Genomic DNA, 21189 nt, shown 5'->3' with positions numbered 1-21189 from the left:
GTCTCGCAATGGGTTGAAGAAATTGCGCGTTCTCGGCAACCTCCGTCCCTGACGGGCCCACGACGTCGGGAGAATCCCGCCGCCGCATGTCGGCTCGTCGTCTGGGGGGTGGGTGATCGGCGACGAACTAATTGGTCGCGAAGGCACCGCGTGCACCGCCCGCGGGAGAATTTTTTCTCCCGATTTTCTCCTTCGTTCTTCGCTTGCCACTCTGAGGGTCAGACTTGAAGGAAAAGCTGATGAGTGACGCGGACGATGAGCCTCCGCCGCCGGCCGACCACCAGGCCTGGTGCCGGATCGTGCAGACGGATCAGTTGCACCGCTTTCGCGAGGGGCTGATCGTCGCCGCGATCCAGGATGGTTTCGGCAAGGCCGGCGTCGACCAGCGCATCATCGGCAAGATGGCCGAATACATCTCCGACCGCATGGAGGAGGTGATCCGCGGTGCGGTCGCCAAGAAGCCGTTCGACGACGAGGGCCGCGCAGTCGTCGAGGCGACGCACGGCGAGATGGTGAAGGCCATGCTGTCGCCGAGGTCCGCCGACGGCCAGGCGCTCCGCTCGTCGTTCGCCGGTACGCTCCGGTTCCGCGCCACCGACAAGGTGCGCGCGGCCTACAAGGCGATGAAGCGCGGCGGCGAGGCGCCAGATGACATCGGGACGGTGGTCGACCCCGACACCATGGACGACGTCTTCTCGATCGAGGAGCAGAAGGTCCACGTCCAGCTGATCCTCTCGCGCGTCAAGGACAAGGGCAAGCGCGCGGCCTTCGAGCTCCACATGGAGGGCGTCCCGTACGGCAGCGACAGGGGGCATTCGATAGCAAGCATTCTCGGCATCAGCCGCGACACCGCCCGCGACTGGGTTGCGGACGTGCAGGTGCAGCTCAGCAAATTGGTCAGGAAACCGTGATGATGGACAACAAGGAAATGGATCGGGACGCGGTGCTGATCGCGTTTCACGAGGAGTGCGAGCTCCCGACGCGCGCCGACGTGGAACGCTGGTCGCAGCGCCACCCGCGCTTCGCCGAGGACATCCGCGAGCACGCGGCCATCCGCGTCGCCATGTTCGCAGAGGCGGACGAGAAGAGCGCCGTAGTGGACGACGTGATGCATGCTCGCGGCCGGAGCCGCATCCACGACGCGCTTTATAACGCGCGTCGCGAGGCGACCGCGGCCACCGGCGGACAGGAGACGTTCGACGGCTTCGCGTCGCGGGCCTCCCTGTCGCAGTCGGAGGTCGCGAGGAAGCTAGGGCTGAAGCGCGTGGTGGTCGCCGCCCTGTTCGCGGGCCGGATGTTGAACCCGATGAGACGCTTCAGGGAGGCCGTGGCCGACGCGATGTGCATGACATCGGACCAATTCGACGCCGCGTACCGAAACGCCATCGGCAGCCCCCGGCTCGCGGGCCACGCCAAGGCGCATGGCCCGCCCGGCGCCAACCAGCAGGAGTATGGGGACATCATACGGTCCGCCGGCATGGCGGACGAGCAGGTGCGCTACTGGCTGGAACAGGACTGATGGACGCCTGGAGCGACATCCGTCTAGTGGCACGGCAATGTCGCGCCGACGCGGTGGCGGCAGCCTCCGGCGCGCAGGACGCGAAATCCGTCATCGAGGGAATGGTCCACGTCCATGACCTCGAGCTCGACGAGTTCGTCCCCGGCACGAGCGTCGCGACCAACGTGCTCGGCTGGTTCGAGCGCGGCGCCAAGATCGTCCACGTCGCGAAAGGTCAGCCGGATGACGAGCGTGCCGTGGTCATTGCGCACGAGCTCGGGCACTTCATGCTGCACAGCGACCCTGAGACTAACGTCACCGAAATAAACATGCTGCTGTCCGGCGAGACAGTCGAAGCCGGTGCGGCGCGCGTGGACGGCTATTCCTCGCGCGAGCGCAAGGAGGTCCAGGCTGACGTCTTCGCGGGCGAGTTCCTGTGCCCGTCGGACTGGCTGCATGGCCGGCTGATCGGCGGCGCGAGACCGTCGGCAGTAGCGAAGGAGCTGGGGCTGCCCTGCGGCCTGGTCCTTCAGCAAGCGATCCGGGCACTGCTCCTCCCGCCGCTGCAGGCACCTCCACCGGCCCCGACCGGAGGTGCGGTTTACGACTTAGACGACGACCAGAAGGCCGCCGCGTCCTGGAACGGTGGGCCGCTTCTCGTCCATGCCGGTCCCGGCACCGGCAAGACCAGGACGCTGATCGAGCGCATCCGCCACATCCTCGTCGACGCGGAGCCCGAATCCGTCCTCGCCTTGACGTTCTCAAACAAGGCGGCCGAGGAGATGCGTGAACGGTTGTCGCTCGCCGACATGACGGCGGCGATAGAAATGTGGGTTGGCACGTTCCACGCGTTCGGCCTCGAGCTGGTCACGCGCTTCGCCGGCAGGGTCGGACGGACGGCGGACGTGTCGATACTCGACCCGACCGCCGCGCTCGCGCTGCTCGAGGCGAACCTCAAAAGGCTGCCCCTGCGTCACTACCAAAACCTATTCGAGCCGGCTTTCGAGTTGACGTTCGTTCTGAGCGCGATCTCGCGCGCGAAGGATGAGTTGATCGGCCCCGCGGAGTATCTAGCAGCAGCGCGGGCCGACCTGGCGGCGGCTGGCGACGACGAAGTCGCGGCCGAGGCGGCCGAGAAGGCGGTCGAGGTCGGACTCGTCTACGGCATCTACGAAGAGCTCCTGGAGGAGGCGGACGCGGTCGACTTCGGCGACCTGATCCTCCACGCGATCGCGCTGCTCGAGGATCCTGAGGTTCGCACGGATGTCCTCGGCCGGTTCAAGCACATTCTGGTCGACGAGTATCAGGACGTGAACTTCGCGAGCTCGATGCTGTTGCGGTCGCTCGCCCGTGAATGCGAGGACGTGTGGGTCGTGGCCGATCACCGCCAATCCATCTACCGGTTCCGGGGTGCCGAGCCCTCCAACGTGGCGCGCTTCCCGACGGAGTTCGGGGGACAGACGTTGAGCCTGGGCGTCAACTACCGCTCGGGCACGCCGGTCGTGCGGACGTTCGCGGCGTTCACGGGCGGCATGCAGGGTGGCGCCGCCTCGTCCTGGGATGCGAACCGCGGCGACCTCGGGGAGGTCACCCTAGAGGTATGTCCTACTGTCGACGCTGAGGCCTGTGCGATCCGGGACCGCATCGAGACCCTGCGCGCGGCCGGGGTGCCTTACCGTGACCAGGCCATATTGGCGCGCAGCCACCTCACGCTCGGAAGGCTCACCTCCCTGCTCGAGCGGCTCGACGTCCCACTCCTGTATCTCGGCGACCTGTTCGAGCGCGACGAAATCCGCGACCTGCTATCATTGGTCGCGATCGACGCCGAGTTCGGCGGCATCGGCCTGGTGCGCGTCGCCCAGCTGCCCGAATATGGCGCCACGGCCGAGGACGCGCTTGCGGTGGTCGCCAACGTCGTAGAAGGCGAGACCATCGTGGATGCGTTGCGGCGCGCCAATGCGATCGAGGGCGTGTCACCGGAAGGTGCGATCGGCCTCGCGAGGCTCGGCCATCAGCTTTCCGACATCGGGCCTCTCACGACGCCGTGGTCCCTGCTCACGACCTGGCTCTTCGAGAGGAGCCAGTATCTAACCCCGCTGGTCACGTCGACGGACCCCGCCTCGCGGCAAAAGCTGATAGCGATCTACCATCTGCTCAAGGTCTGCGGGGAACACGATGCGTCGGGCGACCGCAGCCGGCGGCGCCTGCTCGCCCGCATCCGTAGGATCGAGCTTCTCAACCAGGATAGCGTCTACAGGGCGATCTCGGCGGAAGCGACGGACGTCGACGCCGTTCGGGTGATGACCATCCATGGCAGCAAGGGGTTGGAGTTCTCGGCGGTGCACCTTCCCGCGCTTGCGACCCGGTACATGCCTGCGAGCAGGCAGGGGTCCCGGACGCCACCACTGTCGGCCTTCCCTCAGCTGACCATGGGCAAGGAGGATCACGAGGCGGAGGAGGAATGCCTTTTCTTCGTCGGGCTTTCCCGTGCCCGGGACTATCTCTCGCTGACCCGGGCGGAGCGATATACCGCCGGTATGGCGGCGTCGGCCTCGAAGTTTCTTCAATCGCTTCCCAGCGTGTCGACCATGAACCGGATGCTACCCTCGACGATTCCTGGGTCGGGAGCCGCAAAGGTGTTCGAGGTGGCACAGCGCACGACCTACTCCGCGTCCGAGCTAGAGACCTTCATCCGCTGCCCGTCGCGGTATCGCTACGAGGAGGTCATGGGACTGCGGGGCGGGACTGACGCGTCCGCCTTCCTCTCATTCCATCGCTGCGTCCGCCGGACGATCTCGTGGATCCAGGCTCGGCGCGCGGCTGGAAGCCCGGCCAACAGGCAGGAGGCGCTGGCACGGCTCGCCGTCCTGTGGGACGCGCGCGGCCCCATCGGGCATGGCTTTGAGACCTACTACCGGGAGGCCGCCGACCGCATGGTCGCTAACGCTGCCGACTTCATCGGCTCAGAGACGGGAGAGTATGTCGAGGGCGCGCTCGAAACCGAGATTGCCGATCGCACCGTCACCGTCGAGCCCGACCGTTTGATCGTCGAGGGGGCGACCGTCAGGGTCCAGCAGATTCGGACCGGGCGCCAGGCTAAGTCGGAGGCCGAACGTCCGATCTATGCGGTCCTCCGCGCGGCCGCCGCGCGACGCTTCCCGGGCAAGGCGATCATCGTGCAGGCCTTCTACCCGAGCGATGGCGAGGTGCGCGAGATCGGACCTGCCGCCGACCCGAAGTCGTTGAAGGCGTTTGGCGAGGCGATCGCCTCCATCGAGGCCGGCGCGCTGGGCACGCTCGCCAAGGAGCGCCGCTACTGCCCCAACTGCCAGTGCTACTTCATCTGCGGCGTCTGACCGATTACCAGCTTCTCGCCGTAACAGAGCAAGCAAAGGTCTTTGCGCTGCTCGAAGCGACGACGCCCGCCAGCTCGCGCGTCTTGTGGTTGGCGTGCTGCCGCACCGACAGCCCGAGTCGCTTGGCGATGCATTCGCCGCAGATCGGTTCCGGCACCAGGCGGTCGATCGGTGCGCGCACGTCGCCTAGCACGGACATCGTGCGACTATAGCCGAACGATCGGCGACAGGAAGTCCTATCGCCGTCGGCTACGCTGCCTGCGCCTGGACGCCCGACGCGACGTCGAGGTGACCAGAGCCATACGGTTCGGGAGCGCCATTGAAATTGTCGATGTCGTCGAGAGCCATTAGCGAGCCCGACGTCAGCTCCATCGCGCCCCCCCCGTGCAGCCGCCGCAGCAGCTCGCCGACGGCCATCGTCGCCGCCGTGAGGCCGACGAAAGGAACGCCGATGGTGCGGGACGCCAGCTGCGTCAGTCCGCAGCGGTCGACACCCTTCTTCTTCATCGCCTCGTAGGCGGGCATCGACGAGACGTCAGGCCCGATGGCCGCCGCGGCCGCGGCGGCCCAGATCGCGCTGGCGCGCTTCGGGCCGGGGAAGCAGTGCAGCGAGAAGTTGCGGAACCCCTGCGTGCCGGCGCCGAGTCCGGCCTCGACCACTAGGTCGAAACCACCGTCCTCCAGCGCCGCGCGCGCGAGCGCGTTGTCGACGCCGCAGAGCGCCACCCCGGGCTCGAGTTGGTGACGCCGCGTCCATGCTCCGAAACGACGCTCCTCCAGGCGGACCTCAAACCCGCGACGCTCGAGCCATTCGCCGACCCAGCGTGTCTTCATGACCGCGGGCTGGTCTGGCACCGCCAGCAGCGACGTGCTGTCGTTTGACTCCGCCATCTTGTCGAAATCCTGCAGCATCAGCATCGTGTCCGCCCCTTCGGGATAGGGTAGCGAGGCCAATGCCCACGCGAACGCCTGGCCGAGGTTGCCGAGCCCGATAAGCCACAGCCTGGACGGCAGGTAGCGGAGCGTCGGCTCGGTCGAATCGTGATCGAGCCATGGCGCGCTTGGATTCCAGATCGAAAGGCCGGACGCGCGACGCCCCGCCATGTCGTGGTCACCCGCATGCCACGCGAACACCTCGCCGACGCACGTCGCCGCCGCCAGGACGGGGGCCAGCGGCATCGAGTCGACGGGAGGATCGTACGGCCAGCTCGCCGGGATGACGCCCCCACGCCAGCCCGACCAGCGTAGCCGCCAGGCGGGCGCGGCGGCCGCGGGCGCCGCCGCTTCACCAATGATCGCGCGTGGCCAGTCCTCGCGGGCCCGCTCGGCGCAGGTGCCGCCCAGCGCCTCGATCGCCTCGCGAAGCGAGCCCTCCCGCGCGAGCGGCGTGATGACTGCTTGGTCACTGACACCCTCGACCTCGACGCCGCCGAGCATGGTGCGGCGCGCGGTGTTCACCAGCGTCAGCAACGCGATCTGACCGTTGGCGCTGGCGGCGCTCAGTGCGTCCACGACGATCGTCAGGCCGAAGCGTTTGAGCATGTCGACCGCGTCCTCGGCAGTGGCCGCGCGGCCGTTGTCCATGAAGTACTTCGCCGTGCGATGCAGGCGGTCCGGATCTGTCGTCATAGGAACTTGCTCCAGAAGTCGATGTGAAGGAAGCGACACGCGCGGGCGCCGGATTGGTCGGTCCACGCATGATCGCCGCGGTATTCGAAGATGCCGAGCCTCGCGGTCGCCGGGCGACCGGTGGCATAGTTCGGCACGATGATCGCGATGTGACCCTCGCGCGCTACCATCGGGTTGGTGCGGTCCGCCTCGCTCTGGAACGCGCCGCCCGGATGGGTGTGTACGTCGCCGACGACGGTGAGGCCGCGTTCGCGGCACATCGACCACAGGGCGGCGAACGCCGGCGCGTGGAGGATGCAGACGCCGGAGCCGTAGGCGTCGGGGTCCAGGTCGTCGTAGAACACGATGTCATGGACCTCGCGAAGGTCGCCCACGCGCGTGCCGAGCAGGAAAGCGCCCGCCTCATGCCGACGCGCGCCGCGGCGGTCGAGTTCGGCCAGCAGGTCGCGCCAGCGATCGGGCCCGACGCGGATGCCGCGGCTACGCCGCAGCAGCGCCCGTGTAATCGGCCTGATTGAGAAGGTCATGGACTTGCTCCAGGTAGCAGATGATGCCGCGCGCAGGGTGCCAGAGGCGGTTGGGATGCTGGTTCACCCAGACCTCGTGGCCGTTCATCGAGATGCGGTCGCACGGTAGGTAGAGGCACGTTCCTCCTTGCCAGTCGGGGCGGAACACTGAGGGCAGGATCGACTTGCCGCGCGGCCACATGTGCGCGGCGAGCGGCGCGTTGGTGGCAATGTTCCACGGCTGGGCGGTGACCGCCAGCTGGGGATAGCCGGTGCATTCGAAGCGCAGGCCGAACTCGTCCGGCGAACCCTTGCGCGGCGCGGCCGACACGGCAATGACAACGTGCGGCCATGCCTTCGAGACCAGCCGCCAGCGGCCTTCGAACTGGCCGCACCGGAACTCCGGTGCGGCCAGGTCGCGCTCGAGCAACATCTGGTCCGGACTGACGGGCGCGTTCACCTCAGCCCTCGACGCGGATGTCGGGGACGAGGTCGAAGGACAGCTCGCAGTGACCGTGCTTGACGAGCTTGTGCAGCGGGGTGTCGGTCGGCGGCCGGTCGGTAGTACCGCAGATCTGCAGGACGTGCTCGGCGGCGTCGCGCTCGGCCAACTTGAAGTGGTCGAGTGCCCACTTCTTGACGCGGCGCACACGGATGCCCGGGGCGAAGCTGTGCTTCTTCGTCTGCTCGAGGAAGTGGATGGTGACGTCGACCTTGCGGCACCGGGAGAGGTGCAGCTTCGCGCCGTGCTTGATGTTGTGCGGGCGCTCGTGGCCGTGCCACTCGATCGGGTCGTCATCCTCGTCGTGGAAGAGGATGAACTCCTCGTCGATCTCGATCCCGGCCTCCTTGACGGCGGCGTGAACGATCTCGATCGAAGCGTTATCGGGCAGATCGACCTCGACGAGGTTGTCGTGACCCTGGACGGCGATGAAGACGATGTGGGGCATTGGGCTGGGCTCCTGATCAGGCGGCGAACTGACCGCCCTCAGGACGCCAAGCGAATGCTGGGCGGAAAAATCGGTAGAACTTTTCGACGATGACGGAATCTCGCCGCGAGCGTGCGTGGTGATTGGCTTCCATCGCCGCGATTTTCACAGGAGCAGCTAGGCTTCAACCTAAGAGCCGCTGCGAAGGGTGAGTTAGTTTAACGGCTGGCGAACGTCTGGTTGCGACGGAAGTCCATCTAATGCTGCCAGTCCGCTACCTGCCATCGTGTGCCGTTAGACCATACTCGGACCTGAGCCGTTGTCGCGGTACTTCGCGTGTGCGAAAAGCTGCATCAGGCGGACCTCGTAGATTGGTCAACTCATGACAACAGGGCCTTAAAGCATGTTTAGACGAATTGGATGCAAATCGGTGACATTAAGCCCATCCCTAGAGCTATTGTCGGCGTTGTCCGAGGTGCATGAGCGCTAACTTGACGACGCTTTCTCGTCCGGACCGCCTGTGCATTGACGAGCTGCTCGGGATGAGCGGCGGTTATGTAATGGACTTGTCCAATCGCGAGCTGGCCGACCTCGTGCGCGAAGAGCTCGGCGCCGAGATTGAGGACTGGGCATACGCTGTTCGAGGCACCTCAAAAGCGAAAAGGCTTCGCTGTCTGATCGAGGCCATTGAGCCTGCCGATGCTGCTCGCCTGCTGCGTGCCCTATGGGATCACCGCGAGCACCGCGGGTGGACGCCTGGCGATGTCGTCGAGCCGAGGCCTAGCGTCGTGCGGGGGCGCTTCATGGCCGTGGTTGAGCGGTTGGAGCGTCAGATCGGGGCGTCCGATACCGCTGCGCTGTCGCGTTTCGACGAAAGTGCGACGCTGGAGGAGCTGATTGCAGCGATCAACCGGGACGTGGCCATCGGAGCGCATGCTGCGGCGGTCGATCGCCTGCACACATACTCGTGCAAGCGCTTCGCGCACCTGCTTCGGGGAGTAGGGCTCGACTGCGAGCGCGAGGAGCCGCTCCACAGCAGAGTCGGCAAGTACGCCAAGCATCTAAACGCCAGCCGCAACCTGCGTCCGATCACCGTGCAGATCCTCAAGAACTCGACTGGTGTGCTTCAAGCGTTTAACGACGTCCGCAACAATGCTTCGTTTGCACATGATAATGAAATCGTCGGCCCGGACGAAGCTCGGCTGATCGTTGATAGCGTACTTTCGGTGCTGAGATTCGTCGAACGCGTTTCAGTCGAGTTACCTCCAGCTACTGCCCAGGCGGAGAGCGCTTCAGCGGGCATAGGCGGGGCCGGCTGATCCGCTTTAGATCGCTGGAACAGTGAGCATCTCGCCTTGGGGTACGAGCTCGCCTTTTTTCACTGACGCATCCACGACCTTAAGCACTGCAGAGCGAACCTGCGCACTCGTGGACTTGATGCCCAGGGCCCGTGAGACCGCCTGAACGATCTGGTCAGGCGTTGCGCCAAAATGGTCACGGACTGTCGCTAACGCAGCTACGCGGATTTCGGCTGGAGGCAGCATCTCCGCTTTCTTGAGCGTGGTCGAACGCACCAAACTACGATCGCGCACCATTGCCTCGGCGCCCGGTATTGAAAGAAAGTCCCCTGAGCGGGCAAGTCGCCCTGATCGAACTGAAACGTCCACGGCTCGAGCGATCGCAGCTTGGATCCTGCCGCCAGCGCGCCTCAGGCCCCAGCCCTCCCGAATGCGCGCGATCACCTCGTCGAGGTGGACGGGGCCTTCCGTCGCAACGACCTCATCGGCGAGCATCGACAGTACTCCTGTCGGCGTATCATGCAGCTCTTCCAAACGGTTGGGGGGGCGGGTGACGACAGCCTCGACATAGAGGTGGGAAGGAGCTGCGTCCGACTCACCAAGACGAGCAAAGCCGACCTCGGTGCCGTCCTCCCGTTCGATGGCTACAAGCTCCACCGGCACCGCGCGAGCGGGACGGCTAGCTTCTGTGGCGTCGTGCTCCGCCTTTGCCGCTTCGATCCTAGCGATGATCAACTCTAACTGCTCGCTTGGGCGGTGGAACCAGTCGGTGCTCCAGATGCGATGAATGGTCCAGCCGTGGCTCTCGAGTACGGACTGCCTAAGCCTGTCACGGTCTCGGGCCGAGCGCGCATCGTGATAGGCGGTTCCATCGCACTCAATGCCGAGAAGGTAGCGCCCTGGTCGCTCTTCGTCTGCAACGGCTAGATCGATGTAGAAGCCGGCAAGGCCGACCTGACGATGCACTTGGTAGCCCCGTGCCTGGAGCGCGCGGGCGACCTGCTCCTCGAAGACGCTATCATGATCACGCCCGGTGCTCTCAGCGATGGTGAGCCGCCCGGTCCGGGCGTAGTTGAGGAACATCCGGAACGCGAAAACGCCTTTGCGGCTCGCCGCAAAGTCGGGATCGATGTCCTCGTCGGTCATGGACGCGAAGACCTCGCATCGCTGCTTAGCGCGGCTGATCAGCACGTTCAGGCGGCGCTCGCCACCTTCGGCGCCGAGCGGCCCGAAGCGCATTGGCACCCTTCCGCCAGGCACTGTCGGTCCGTATCCGACCGATATGAAGATGACGTCACGCTCATCGCCCTGCACGTTCTCCAAGTTCTTCACGAAGAACGGCTCAGAGTGATGCGACTGGAAGAAAGATTCGACTTCCGGCGGAAGCGTGCGACGCAGCAATTCGAGCTGATCGAGGATTGCCCGCCGCTGCGCGGCCGAGAAAGCCGCCACGCCTAGAGAGAGGTTCGGCCATTCGCGTGCATGTGTGACGATCGCTTCCGCCACGATCTTCGCTTCGGCCTGGTTCGTGCGCGTGCCACCCGCGTCGAAGAGGCCTTGAGCGATACGGTGGAATCGAAGGCCCATGCCTGCCTCAGAGGTGTACGGGCTGGGAACGATGAAGAGCTTGTTCTCGTAGAATTGTCGGTTACTCACCGCGATCAGTGACTGGTGCTTGCTCCGGTAATGCCAACGCAACATGCGGGTCGGAAGCCCGCGGGCAGTGAATAGGCCGAGGACGCTTTCGATATCCGCGACACGACCTCCGTCGTCGTCCTCGTCGTCCGAACCGCCGCCGGTCATCTTGGCGAAAAAGGAGGTCGGCGGAAGCTGCTTGGGATCGCCCACTACGACGACCTGTTTTGCGCGCGCCACCGCTCCGAGCGCGTCGACAGGCTGGATCTGGCTGGCTTCATCCATCACCAGCAGGTCGAACTCGAACACCCCGGGCGCCAAGAACTGGGCGACCGAGAGAGGGCTCATCATGAGGACGGGCTTCAGCGCCTGGACCGCGGGTCCCGCCTTTTCCATCAGGCGGCGGATCGGCATGTGACCACGTCGTTTCTGCATCTCGGCGCGGAGCGTGCCGAGCGGCCCGACTGCCCCTCCGTCTCTCGCCGGCATCCGGCGGAAGTGGGCGCTTACTACCTCGAAGGCAGACACCGCGATGCGCTGCCGGTCCATCTCCGCGAATTCGCGGGCGAGGCGGCCATGTAGTGTCCCGTCAAAACTCGCGAGTTCGGGATCGCGGCTCGTCATGTCGGCGTAGATTGCCTCGTAAAAGGTCATTTCGAACGCCGGCAACACGTCGTCGGCGCCAAGGCGGCCGTCGCGCAGGCGATCGACGACCTGTCCGCAGCCGAGCTCCCGAGCGCGGGCGGCACGGTCACGGTAGGCAACCCATCGGGAAAGCTGCTCGCCGTTAGCAGTCCATTTCTCCAGCCGGTGTAGCAGCGTCGTGAGCGGCGCGTCGATCAGGGCGGGCGTGCCGAACGCCTCTTCGGTTTCGAGCGCTAGCTCGGTTCCCAGCTCACTGATATCGGCTGCCAGGGCGTCACGTCGCTCCTCGAGCGAGGCAGCCGCTGAAGCGAGGTCCGCGCGATAGGTTAGCCGGCTGGCTAGAAGCCGGACATCGGCGTTTTCACGCACCCACTCAGCCGCACCAGCAAGCACGCTCCAATCAGACGAAATCCCACTCCAAGCCGCTCCGAAGGCGGCCGACCCCAACTGCATCCCTTGTTCGACGCTCTTCGCGGCCCCTTGTCCGTCGGCCAATCGGGCCAGCAGAGCCAGACGCTCGGGAAGCGCATCTGGCGTGTCGCGCATCAACGCGCGGGTGACGCGATTAGCGTGGTCGATCCGCACGCAGTTCTCGAGAAGCGCCGTCACATCGGCGCGCTCGGCCGTAAGAGCATTCCCAAAGGCACCCTCGCGCCGGTCCCGGAGCCCGGCGTACAGGCGGCGGGCTGCATCGCCGACCGAAGCCGCGACGTCGCGCAGCGCAGCGGTCTGCTCTCCGACCAGAACCTGGTCCGGTTGACGCGAGGCGATGATGCGTGGCTCGGCACCGAGGCCTTTTAGCGAGCGCATCCACTCGACGATGGACCCCAAGGGCTCGGAGGCGCTCCGGGTACCGCGCCAATGATCGCCGAAGGCCGTGCGGCCAAGCGATTCCTCGCGCTCAATCTCACGCCGGGCCGACTGACCGTCCGCCAAGGCGTCCAAGAGAGCCAATGTCTCCTCGAGCGGCTGGTCAGGGCGAACTAAGAAGGACCGCACCACCCGATTAGCCCGGCGCCATTCGCCGCTTAGGAAGCGAAGAATTCCGGTGCCGTGTGAAGCTATTGTGGCTCGGGCGGCCGTGAGATCGACCTCCCAAGCTGCTTCTGAAAGTATCCCTTCCGTTCGGGCCTGGGCTGCCTCCAGTCGCGCGACTGTCGTCGCCAGGTCGCCCGCGCGCTCCACTCCCGATTCCCAGAGGTCCGCGGCGAAGACTTCGGGACTTGCGACCGGGGCGTGCGCAACGCGTTCCCCGACAAGCACGAGGCGTTCCGCACCCGCGAGGCTGTCCGGCGTTCCTTGCCCTAGACTTCGTGCCAAAGATGCTGCGTCGGCCATAAGGCGAGGCAGCAGGTGGACCAACTGGTGGGCTACGTCGAAGTCGTTCGCGTCGAACTCCGATGGTAGCGCCTCAAGCGCACTGATTTCCTCCTCCAGATCGGAGGACCAGGCGCCTTCAGCAAAGAGGCCTGAAACTTCGCCGCGAATGGCCGCGTACTGACTGCCATGAGCGACGAGCGCTGCGATGTCGTCATGCGAGGACACCCAGACGTCGGAAGCTAGCGCATCCGCACCTACTTTAGGCGCGCCCTGCAGACGGTTCGCGCGCGCTATGGTGGCGTCGATGTCCCCCAAGTACGCGGCGGGCTCGCTTTCGAGGAGTGCTGCGAGAGCAGAATCGTCGTCCCGCAAGGATGCCAGTCGCTCGGCCAGCGTAGACACTCGGGCCACCAGCCGTTCGACGTCGGTCGGTAGAATGGACGAGAGTCCGACGCCGCGCCACGGGTGCTCGGCTGGAGTACCAATCGCCTCGATGCGCTCCACGAGTTCGGCGAGCGTTTCTCTTCGTTCGAGGAAGCCGTCCTTCGACCACGTTGCTGGCACATCCAGTTTGATGTCGTTCGGCCGTTGGCCGTCCAAACGTAATCGGACCAGTTGCCCGATCACATCGAACGGCGTCAGGGCTGATGTTCCGTGCCGCGCGTGCATGCGTTGGGCATGGCCGTTGAGCCGGTCCCGGGCTTCGGTCAGTCGAGCGTTGAGAGTTCCGGGCTCCTGCCCACGCGGCGCTCCCAGCTCCCAGGTGCGTCGCAGCTCCTCTAAGACCGCGCGCTTGTTCGCCTTGTTGCTGTGCAGCTCGAGACAGGCGTCGCCCACCCCGTTTGCATCGAGCCTGCGTTTGACGACCTCGAGCGCCGCCATCTTTTCTGCGACGAACAACACTGTCTTACCGTCGGCTACGGCGGCAGAAATGATGTTCGCGATCGTCTGGCTCTTGCCGGTTCCCGGCGGCCCCTGAACGACCATGTCGCGGCCCCGCCGAACCTCGTGGACGACGAGCGCCTGGCTGCTGTCGCTGTCTACAATGTGGAGCATCTCGGCCGGTGGGATATGCGGGTCGATCGGCGCATCCTCGGGGATCATGCTGCCATCGGCTTCGAACCCTTCAGAGAGGAGCCCGCGGATTAGCGGGCGTTCGCTGATCCTGCCGCCAGCCGGCCAGTTGGCGGGGTCGAGGTCTCGATACATGAGAAACTTGGCGAACGAAAAAAAGCCGAGCGCGATGTCGTTCGGAAGCACCTCCCATCCTGTTTTTGACGCAACCGCCTCAGCAACGTCGCTGGAATAGGCGAAGTAGTCGAACTGCTCTGAGGGCTCGAAGGCAGGAAGCCGCAGCCCGTGCACTCGGTCTAAATAAGCTTCCAAGGAGAGATTGGATGCGAACTCTTCCGGGCGTGCGCGGAGCTTGAACTTCTCGCCAGCGTTTCCCCGTTCCAGCGCTACCGGGATGAGCAGGAGGGGCGCGTATCGAATGTTCGTGGCGTTTAGAGGGTCTACCCACTTGAGCGCGCCGAGCGCCAGATAAAGAATGTTGACGCCCTGTTCTTCCTCAAGCGTCCTAGAATCGTAGTAAAGCTCAAGCAGGCGCTTCTGTAAGCCCTTTGAGGTTAATCTTGTTTGCAGCCGGGTGTCGACGTGGCGGGCAAACCTTCCGCTCTCGTCGGCCTCTTCATCTGGCTGCGCCAGCGAGGAGATCTCAGCTGTCTCGTCAACCTTCTGATCAGTTTCTTCGCCAGGCGCCAGCTTGCCTGCTAGGAACGTAAACACCCGCCCCTCGGTGACGAGAAGACGAAAGACGTCGGCGCTTTTCTCATCGACGATTTCAACCGCCTTCGTCTTCGAAGATCGAGGCATGTTAAGAAGCCGATTGCGCGCGGAAAGGTCGAGCAACTCCGTGCGTGCACGCTCAAGCTTAGCTTCTAATGGAAGATCACTCTGGAAAACGGACGCGTCTTCGCCGACCTCATCGACAGTCACACTCGTCAATGTTTTTCCCCCAGCCGATCCCGGCGATATTGATGCCCGCTTGGGCGGGTTGTCCAGTGTGTTACATACCCAGAAGGTCTGGCGAGCGTTTCACCTTCACATCAAGGCAATTTGGCCGCTTCAACCGGGCTGCACCATCATTCACATCCGATGCCGTCACCGTCCCGATCCAATTGACCGCCATATCCTGACTGTCCGCGCCTGACTGGCGCAGCGCCTGCGGCCCTGGCGGCCGCACAGTTTGGAAAGGATGCGGAACCGGTTTCCAGCAGGCGGGCGGCGGACGAGGAACGCAGCGCGCTGGCTGAAGCGCCGTGGCAATGACGCTGCCCAGTCTTGCGCTCCATGTGACACCCGTCGGCGGCTAAGCCTCCCGGATGCGCATGGGCTGCGGGCGTGCCGACAAAAAGCGACGAAAAAGCTACTGCTAGTATGATGTGGCGCATCGCGACCTCCCCCCGAGTCGATGAGGCAGTATCGGTCAACTTTTCCGAAAGGCCTAACCCGAACAGCGACTTGTCGTACCTACGGCAGATCCGTTCGTCGCCTCAGGAGCTCTTTTTGGGCCTACCTCGGCGCTGCCCGGGTTTGCGGCCCAACCCGATCTCCTTAGCCAGAGTGCGCCGCTTTTCAGCGTACTCCGGCGCTACCATGGGGTAATCGGCCGGCAAGCCCCAGCGCGCACGGTATTCAGCTGGCGTCATCCCATGATCAGTCATTAGGTGCCGCTTGAGCATTTTCATTTTCTTGCCGTCTTCCAAGCAAACCAGATGGTCGTTCTTGACCGACGCGCGTACTGAAACGGCGGGCTGCAGGACCTGTGCTGGCTCTGTCACCTGGCCCAGGCCAGCAAGCGCTCCGTACACATTCTGGATCAGCGCCGTCACATCTTGAACGGCCACGTAGTTGTTGCTGACGTGAGCCGCAACAATGTCGGACGTAAGGGTAATGAGTGTCTCACGCTGGTCGTTATCCGCAGCCATTTTTGTTCTCCCGTCTGCGACACCTAAAGGTAACCTGCCGTCCCTTACTGCTTGTTGCTTAGCGTGCAACAACCGCTTTAAGAGGCGCTAGTGAAGCAGAAACCAATCGTCGCTCTACTTGGCTCTAGCCGCAGTGCCCGCCGCCGCAGCCACTTTGTCCGGACCAGCCGTAGTCATTGATGGCGACACGCTGGAAGTGAACGGCAAGCGCGTGCGGCTGGTCGGCATCGATGCGCCGGAAGCCTCACAGAAGTGCGACCGGGCAGGCCAGAGCTGGGCGTGCGGCAAAGCTTCGTCGGAGCAGCTGACCATGCTCATTGGTGGCGCGGTTGTCACTTGCAGCGGCGCTGAAGTCGACCAGTACGGGCGGCTGCTGGCCGTGTGCTCGATCGATGGGGTCGACATCAACAAAGTCATGGTGGCGCAGGGCTGGGCGACGGGGTTTCGCCGCTACAGCGATGCATAGGTCAACGACGAGATCCGGGCCCGTGCGGGCAAGCTGGGACTGTGGGCATCTAGCTTTGTCGCGCCCGAAGACTACCGCCGGGCGCAGGATCAAGCACGAACCCTAGTACTGCGGTCGAGCGTGGGCCATCCGAGCCGCCCCGTCGCAAGCGCGAACTCAGCCTGCTCGATCAAAGGCAACCAGAGCCGCCGGGGCGAGTGGAATCTACCATTTACCTGGTATGCCTGGCTACACCGAGACCCGGGCCGAACAGATGTTTTGCAGCGAAGCCGATGCGCAAGCGGCCGGCTATCGCCGCTCCAGGGCTCGTTAGCCAGCAGCAGGGGCTAAATCGGCCCACCGTTCTTGGCAGAGATGTAGATCGCGGCCTCCAGCGCTTCCCGCTGGGCGGCGCGCTGCTCACCGGAGAGCGGGCTCGCAGCTTCGGGCAACACAAGATCGCGCTGATTGACCCATCGACGAACGACATGGCTCGGCAGGAATTTTACGTCGATTTCCGCCTTGTGCTTGACAAGGAATTCGATTTTCGTGCGCACCGGACTATTGGCCTTCGGGCCACTCTCCGGACCCTTGCGCAGATAGAGCAGCTCGATCGAATTCTTCTCAAGGAACGCTACGAGTTGCTTCGCCAAAGGGGCGCTGCCCGCTCGATCTCGATCATCCAGTTTCAGAAAGGTCGAAGCCTTCGGATCAAACCGAAGCTTCGAACGAACGGACCTGACGGTCACGATCGCCAGCAGTCCTCCCCACAGGGCGGCGGCGCTCAACCGCGAGACGTCGACGGGCGGCGGATCAGAGAGGTGAATAATTTCGTAGCTCATGCCGGCAGCCCCGGCTGCGAGCCATCACAGGGCTGGCCGGCATAAGGAAAGTGTCCCTTCTCTTCGGCGAACAGGGCCGCGCGCCGCTGCAGGACCCGCGCGGCCGCGTAGGCCGCGGTTTCAATACAACGCTGCTGCACCTTGCGGGCGCGAGCGTTGAGATCGCTCTGGGGGAGCGGAAGAAGCCAGGGCTTGCGGTTCAGCCATCCGGTCACTTCGGCAGACGTCACCCGCTCGGTGCCGAGCTCAGGGATAGATTCCAGGATCGCCTCGACCTGGACCGCCCGAGGAGACGCGGTATGCGGGCCCTTATAGGGTCCACGCCGGATGATGATGTTGGGGATCTTCAGCTCGATGCAGAAGATGTCCGTCAGATGCTCGAAGATCGACCAGTTCACCTCCTCGGGCAACTCAAGCATCATGCAGGCCGTGGGCACGAGCTGGATCGAGCGTCCGGTCCAGTTGACGGTCACCAGGCAAAAGTAATCGCCCGAGGTCACGACGGCGGTCACCCGGAAAGGCCGGCAGATCCCGGTCGGGTTGGGGTAATGGTAAGTGCGTTTCTTCATGCGTTTGTCTCCCATGGTTGGATGAGGTTGGTGGCGGGATCCCACAGGGCTCGCCGCCAGTCGTTGCCGAGTGGCTCGACCTGGTTGTGTGCCACCCAGGCGGTCACGCCGGGGGCATCTTCGTAGCGGTACATCAGCTGCTCGCTGTCGCCGATCGAGAGCAGTTGCGGCTCGATGAGGACGCGCTCGAGGACCTGACCGCGGACGCGGATCGAGACCCGCGACGACGGCGCAAACACCACGTGCTTGCCGTCATGCTCGACAGGGGTCGGCGCAGGCGGGGCCGACGGGATCAGCCCCGCGTGCCAAGCGCTCAGCCGTGCAATCGTGGTGGGGCTAAGCAGGGCCTCTTCGCCGGCGAGCTGTGCGCCACGCTCAAGGCGCGCCAGGATAGCAGCAAAATCGCCGAACAACGGGGCAGCCAGGCGCAAGCCGCCCGAGATCGTGTCGAACAGCGCAATGGCATCATCGATCTTGCGAGCACCCGCTTGGGTGTGGAGAGCAATGCCGGTGTGAACCGCCCGAATGTCACTCGGAGAGAGGCCGTACTCGCGGGTGACGATCTCTTCGAGCGCCCGCGCCACCTCGCGGCGCGTCGCCACCTGGCTCTCGGACGAGCCGGCGAACCAGGGTGCCTCGATGCGAAGGATCACTCCGGTGGTGGTGAACTCGCGCTGCTTGCGTTGGAGCCGCCGATCCTTCTCCCGCAGGTCGCGGTAGAGCAGGGCGGTCGTGCCGAGGCGGTAGCCCTCGACCGACTCGACCACGCGCAACTGCGCCTCGGCGAGGCATCCATCGTCGGACGCGAGCAGGTGATCGTCGATCAGCTCGGCCGGAGCCAGCGAAGCGCCGACCTGGAAGCGAGAGAGCGGCTGGGTGGGTTCAGCCGATTTGACCGGCAGAAGCCGGATCGACTGTTCGTAGCTCCAGTTGTGCCACTCAAGCACCCGATAGTGCACCCCGAGGTGGATGTAGGTCGCGCCGGGGTAAGCCTCGCGGAGCGCTTTTTCGTGATCGATCGTGCCAATAACATCGCCGCTGCGCGCGTTCTTGAGCGCAAACGAGATCGTCGGCATCGACCGCAAGAGGTACGCAAGATGAGGCGTGTCCCACCCGGCACTCGCGATTTCGTCCAACATGCGCGGACGCTCGGCGCCCGGCATCGCCGTTTCGAGCGCCTCGCGGAATCCATCTGGCCAGCCGATGGCAGGATCGAGCGCCGGAACCTCGTCCTCGCAGCCGAGCTCACGCAGGTAGCAACGCGCCTGTTGGAACTGGATGTAGCGGTTCTCGAGGTACAGCGGGCTGTGCTCGACCGGACCGGACAGACTTTCCCGCAGCGAGCTGCCGAGCTTCGCGAACGCGGCAGTCGGCGCCATGACGGCAAACAAACCCGGACGAGTCCGACCTACGCGGCCTCCCCGCTGGCGCAGCGACTTGCGGGTCTGGGGAACGCCGATGTTCAGGCCAAAGGTGAACTGGGGAATATCGATCCCCAGCTCCGAAGCTGATGTAGAGAAGATAGCCTTGATCGAGCCGTTGCGAAGGCCCCGCTCAAGCCGGCGGCGGTCGTTGGGATTGTAGCCGCCCCGGTAGGCGAACACGTCCTCACGACCGACCCGCTTGGCCATGCGCTCGGTCCCTTGGCGGGAGTCCGCAAACGCGATGGCTCCTGCATCGCTGGGCATGGCGTCAAGCAAGGTGTCCATGATCTCGGCGCCGGCACGCTCGGCTGGTGCACCGCAGTCCGGTCCGTTGATGTGCAGCAGCGTCACGCCGTGCGAGGGCGCGCCGTTCTCTTCCTCGCCCACTACCTCGAACGGGAGGCCGGTGAGGTTCTGCAGATGGTCAGCAGGGTCGCGCAAGGTGGCGGTGGCGGCGATCACTTGCGGTTCCGGCGAGTTAGGCGCGGCACGGCACCGCGCATCGCGGAGGCGACGGAAGAAGTAGGCAAATTGGGTGCCGAACACGCCTTCCAAAGCGTGGGCTTCGTCGATGACAATGTACCGTAGCGCGCCCAGGAACGACTGGACCGCCGGCAAGGGCAGCATGCGCATCATCCAGCAATGGAGCGCATCCGGAGTCGCCAGGATGACCCGAGATCGGTCGAGGATCTGCTCACGATCGCCCATCGGGATAGCGCCGGTAATCTCCCCGACCAGGTTGGGGTCGAGGCCCGCAAGTTCGAGCTCCTTCTGCCAGCGCGTGAACTGGTCGCTGCCGAGGGCCTTTTGCGGATAGAAAACCAGCACCCGGCCACCCCGGTTGAGCAGCTCGTCAATGGCCGCAGCCATGAAGACGAGGCTCTTGCCCGAGGCGGTGGGGGTGGAGATCACCAGGTTGGCGCCAGCGACGACCTTCTCAAGCCCCGCCGCCTGGTTGGCGAAGACCTTGTCGCTGCTGCCGACGCTGGCGGCTAGCCAATCACCCGTTGCGCCAGAAGTAAACTCGGCTGGGGGGCGAGCATAGCGCGCGGGCCGGGGAGGAATCTCCACCCGCTCGATGACCTTTGGCTCGACGGCCCGAAGGAACAGCTCGGCCGGAGCGCTGAGGATCTCAGAGCCCATGAACGAGCTCCGTCACATCGGCTGCGGGTTCGAGATAGCATTCCGTCGAGGACAGCCGGCGGTGCCCCATCAGCTGCTGCAGGTTGGCGATCGAGGCGCGGGTATTATGCATCCGGCGCGCAAAATGGGTGGCGAAGCTCCGCCTCCCGGTGTGGCTGGAACAGCCTGGGAAGCCCGCATCTTTATAGAGGCGACAGAACCAGTTGGTGACGGCGGCCGCGTTCTGTCGCCGCAGCGTTCCGGCCCGACCGATGCTGTGCGCAACATGGGTTGCATCGGGATGCCGCTTACGAAACCGCACGACGGCTTCGGCGATCCACGGGTGCATCGGCACCTCGCGATCCACGAGGGACTTGCTGATAGCCTTGCCGATGAAGATGGTCTTGGCGGGGTGCCGTCTCTCGACATCGAGGCACGCGTTGACGGTAAGCTCGGCGATCTCACCCGCTCGCAGGCCTGCCAGATGAGCCAGTAGAAGCTTGAGGCGGCCGGCCTCCGGTGAACGGCTGTTCTGGTCGATGTGGGCGAGGACGCGTTCGAGCTGGTGCTTTTCGAGTACCTCGGCCCGTTTGGTAGGGCGCACGTGCCGCTTGGCCGCAGCCGGCGAACCGTGGCGCAGCACGGGTATTGGGCAGAGCCCGGGATCGAACGAGCGCAAGTCAAGGGAAGCGCGAAGCTCGCGAAGCGAGGCGGCCTCGTACCGGCGTGGACGGCTGGGGCCGGCTCCGCGTTTGCAGACCTTCTTGATGGCCTTGCGAACGGCCGGGCCCGCGGGCGTGGCACCATAGAGGGTATGGGGAAGGGAACCCCAATCCGAGCTGGCCCCCTCGGGCCCACTCAACCAATTGCAATCTGCGCCCTGAATAATGCTGAAGTCTAGATCCATATGCGTTCCTCCTGTGTTGCACCGCCTTTCCGATTCGCGACGCCATCTACCGATCATCTGGAAGTGGCGCAAGG

Annotated in this window: 18 protein-coding genes; 6 read left to right on the top strand and 12 right to left on the bottom strand. The window is 64.7% G+C overall.

What is annotated here, in order from left to right:
* The first annotated feature begins 239 nt into the window (after positions 1-239).
* Genes ACWPMZ_RS11250 through ACWPMZ_RS11240 form a run of 3 tightly spaced genes read left to right on the top strand, consistent with a single transcriptional unit; the run spans position 240 to position 4854 of the window.
* The gene (locus tag ACWPMZ_RS11250) at positions 240-911 is read left to right on the top strand and encodes a hypothetical protein (RefSeq protein ID WP_455704097.1); all 672 of its coding nucleotides are present in this window, start codon (positions 240-242) and stop codon (positions 909-911) included.
* Positions 911-1519 (top strand): hypothetical protein, encoded by a 609-nt coding sequence (locus ACWPMZ_RS11245; RefSeq protein ID WP_455704096.1) that lies wholly within the window; start codon positions 911-913, stop codon positions 1517-1519. The genes ACWPMZ_RS11250 and ACWPMZ_RS11245 overlap by 1 nt, the downstream gene beginning before the upstream one ends.
* On the top strand, positions 1519-4854 hold the full coding sequence (locus ACWPMZ_RS11240; RefSeq protein WP_455704095.1) for a UvrD-helicase domain-containing protein: 3336 nt from the start codon (positions 1519-1521) through the stop codon (positions 4852-4854). Before ACWPMZ_RS11245 ends, ACWPMZ_RS11240 begins: the two co-directional genes overlap by 1 nt.
* Positions 4855-4858: 4 nt before the next feature.
* Here ACWPMZ_RS11240 and ACWPMZ_RS11235 read toward each other — a convergent pair whose 3' ends face one another.
* Genes ACWPMZ_RS11235 through ACWPMZ_RS11215 form a run of 5 tightly spaced genes read right to left on the bottom strand, consistent with a single transcriptional unit; the run spans position 4859 to position 7939 of the window.
* Entirely contained in the window at positions 4859-5053 is a 195-nt protein-coding gene (locus tag ACWPMZ_RS11235) for a hypothetical protein (protein WP_455704094.1), read from the bottom strand.
* A 50-nt stretch (positions 5054-5103) separates the two neighbouring features.
* Positions 5104-6483 carry a hypothetical protein gene (locus ACWPMZ_RS11230; RefSeq protein ID WP_455704093.1) on the bottom strand — a complete coding sequence of 460 codons (1380 nt, stop codon included), beginning with the start codon at positions 6481-6483 and terminating at the stop codon, positions 5104-5106.
* Positions 6480-7010 carry a Mov34/MPN/PAD-1 family protein gene (locus ACWPMZ_RS11225; RefSeq protein WP_455704092.1) on the bottom strand — a complete coding sequence of 177 codons (531 nt, stop codon included), beginning with the start codon at positions 7008-7010 and terminating at the stop codon, positions 6480-6482. Before ACWPMZ_RS11225 ends, ACWPMZ_RS11230 begins: the two co-directional genes overlap by 4 nt.
* Entirely contained in the window at positions 6964-7449 is a 486-nt protein-coding gene (locus tag ACWPMZ_RS11220) for a DUF7665 family protein (protein ID WP_455704091.1), read from the bottom strand. The genes ACWPMZ_RS11225 and ACWPMZ_RS11220 overlap by 47 nt, the downstream gene beginning before the upstream one ends.
* Position 7450: 1 nt before the next feature.
* Complete coding sequence (locus ACWPMZ_RS11215) at positions 7451-7939, bottom strand: hypothetical protein (protein WP_455704090.1); 489 nt, start codon at positions 7937-7939, stop codon at positions 7451-7453.
* Between the two features lie 470 nt (positions 7940-8409).
* On the opposite strand from ACWPMZ_RS11215, the gene ACWPMZ_RS11210 reads away from it, so the two are divergent.
* A complete protein-coding gene (locus ACWPMZ_RS11210; RefSeq protein ID WP_455704089.1) occupies positions 8410-9237 on the top strand; it encodes an abortive infection family protein in 828 nt (275 codons plus the stop codon).
* A 6-nt stretch (positions 9238-9243) separates the two neighbouring features.
* Here ACWPMZ_RS11210 and ACWPMZ_RS11205 read toward each other — a convergent pair whose 3' ends face one another.
* The 3 genes from ACWPMZ_RS11205 to ACWPMZ_RS11195 form a co-directional block, all read right to left on the bottom strand.
* The gene (locus tag ACWPMZ_RS11205; RefSeq protein WP_455704198.1) at positions 9244-14814 is read right to left on the bottom strand and encodes a DUF3320 domain-containing protein; all 5571 of its coding nucleotides are present in this window, start codon (positions 14812-14814) and stop codon (positions 9244-9246) included.
* A gap of 146 nt (positions 14815-14960) precedes the next feature.
* Entirely contained in the window at positions 14961-15269 is a 309-nt protein-coding gene (locus ACWPMZ_RS11200) for an excalibur calcium-binding domain-containing protein (protein ID WP_455704088.1), read from the bottom strand.
* Between the two features lie 102 nt (positions 15270-15371).
* Positions 15372-15806, bottom strand: coding sequence for a MucR family transcriptional regulator (locus tag ACWPMZ_RS11195; RefSeq protein ID WP_455704087.1), 435 nt, complete (start codon positions 15804-15806; stop codon positions 15372-15374).
* 133 nt (positions 15807-15939) lie between these two features.
* Here ACWPMZ_RS11195 and ACWPMZ_RS11190 point away from each other — a divergent pair, with 133 nt between their 5' ends.
* Together ACWPMZ_RS11190 and ACWPMZ_RS11185 are read left to right on the top strand one after the other, a co-directional pair.
* Complete coding sequence (locus ACWPMZ_RS11190; RefSeq protein ID WP_455704086.1) at positions 15940-16272, top strand: thermonuclease family protein; 333 nt, start codon at positions 15940-15942, stop codon at positions 16270-16272.
* Between the two features lie 127 nt (positions 16273-16399).
* Complete coding sequence (locus ACWPMZ_RS11185) at positions 16400-16585, top strand: sunset domain-containing protein (protein WP_455704197.1); 186 nt, start codon at positions 16400-16402, stop codon at positions 16583-16585.
* Positions 16586-16598: 13 nt separating this feature from the next.
* Here ACWPMZ_RS11185 and ACWPMZ_RS11180 read toward each other — a convergent pair whose 3' ends face one another.
* The 4 genes from ACWPMZ_RS11180 to ACWPMZ_RS11165 are packed head-to-tail and all read right to left on the bottom strand — an operon-like array spanning position 16599 to position 21115.
* Positions 16599-17093, bottom strand: a complete 495-nt coding sequence (locus tag ACWPMZ_RS11180) for a hypothetical protein (RefSeq protein ID WP_455704085.1) — start codon at positions 17091-17093, stop codon at positions 16599-16601.
* Positions 17090-17662 (bottom strand): hypothetical protein, encoded by a 573-nt coding sequence (locus tag ACWPMZ_RS11175; protein ID WP_455704084.1) that lies wholly within the window; start codon positions 17660-17662, stop codon positions 17090-17092. Before ACWPMZ_RS11175 ends, ACWPMZ_RS11180 begins: the two co-directional genes overlap by 4 nt.
* Positions 17659-20229: a DEAD/DEAH box helicase gene (locus ACWPMZ_RS11170; RefSeq protein ID WP_455704083.1), complete on the bottom strand. Its 2571-nt coding sequence runs from the start codon at positions 20227-20229 to the stop codon at positions 17659-17661. The genes ACWPMZ_RS11175 and ACWPMZ_RS11170 overlap by 4 nt, the downstream gene beginning before the upstream one ends.
* Positions 20219-21115, bottom strand: a complete 897-nt coding sequence (locus tag ACWPMZ_RS11165; protein ID WP_455704082.1) for a tyrosine-type recombinase/integrase — start codon at positions 21113-21115, stop codon at positions 20219-20221. The genes ACWPMZ_RS11170 and ACWPMZ_RS11165 overlap by 11 nt, the downstream gene beginning before the upstream one ends.
* Positions 21116-21189: the final 74 nt, after the last annotated feature.

This window comes from Tsuneonella sp. HG222 (assembly GCF_053819185.1).
This window is presented reverse-complemented; position numbering and strand designations above follow the sequence as displayed.

Bases quoted from the DNA above. Each gene is read 5' to 3' on its own strand.
- ACWPMZ_RS11250 (WP_455704097.1), top strand. From the start codon at position 240: ATGAGTGACGCGGACGATGAGCCTCCGCCGCCGGCCGACCACCAGGCC.
- ACWPMZ_RS11245 (WP_455704096.1), top strand. From the start codon at position 911: ATGATGGACAACAAGGAAATGGATCGGGACGCGGTGCTGATCGCGTTT.
- ACWPMZ_RS11240 (WP_455704095.1), top strand. From the start codon at position 1,519: ATGGACGCCTGGAGCGACATCCGTCTAGTGGCACGGCAATGTCGCGCC.
- ACWPMZ_RS11235 (WP_455704094.1), bottom strand. From the start codon at position 5,053: ATGTCCGTGCTAGGCGACGTGCGCGCACCGATCGACCGCCTGGTGCCG.
- ACWPMZ_RS11230 (WP_455704093.1), bottom strand. From the start codon at position 6,483: ATGACGACAGATCCGGACCGCCTGCATCGCACGGCGAAGTACTTCATG.
- ACWPMZ_RS11225 (WP_455704092.1), bottom strand. From the start codon at position 7,010: ATGACCTTCTCAATCAGGCCGATTACACGGGCGCTGCTGCGGCGTAGC.
- ACWPMZ_RS11215 (WP_455704090.1), bottom strand. From the start codon at position 7,939: ATGCCCCACATCGTCTTCATCGCCGTCCAGGGTCACGACAACCTCGTC.
- ACWPMZ_RS11200 (WP_455704088.1), bottom strand. From the start codon at position 15,269: ATGCGCCACATCATACTAGCAGTAGCTTTTTCGTCGCTTTTTGTCGGC.
- ACWPMZ_RS11195 (WP_455704087.1), bottom strand. From the start codon at position 15,806: ATGGCTGCGGATAACGACCAGCGTGAGACACTCATTACCCTTACGTCC.
- ACWPMZ_RS11180 (WP_455704085.1), bottom strand. From the start codon at position 17,093: ATGAGCTACGAAATTATTCACCTCTCTGATCCGCCGCCCGTCGACGTC.
- ACWPMZ_RS11175 (WP_455704084.1), bottom strand. From the start codon at position 17,662: ATGAAGAAACGCACTTACCATTACCCCAACCCGACCGGGATCTGCCGG.
- ACWPMZ_RS11170 (WP_455704083.1), bottom strand. From the start codon at position 20,229: ATGGGCTCTGAGATCCTCAGCGCTCCGGCCGAGCTGTTCCTTCGGGCC.
- ACWPMZ_RS11165 (WP_455704082.1), bottom strand. From the start codon at position 21,115: ATGGATCTAGACTTCAGCATTATTCAGGGCGCAGATTGCAATTGGTTG.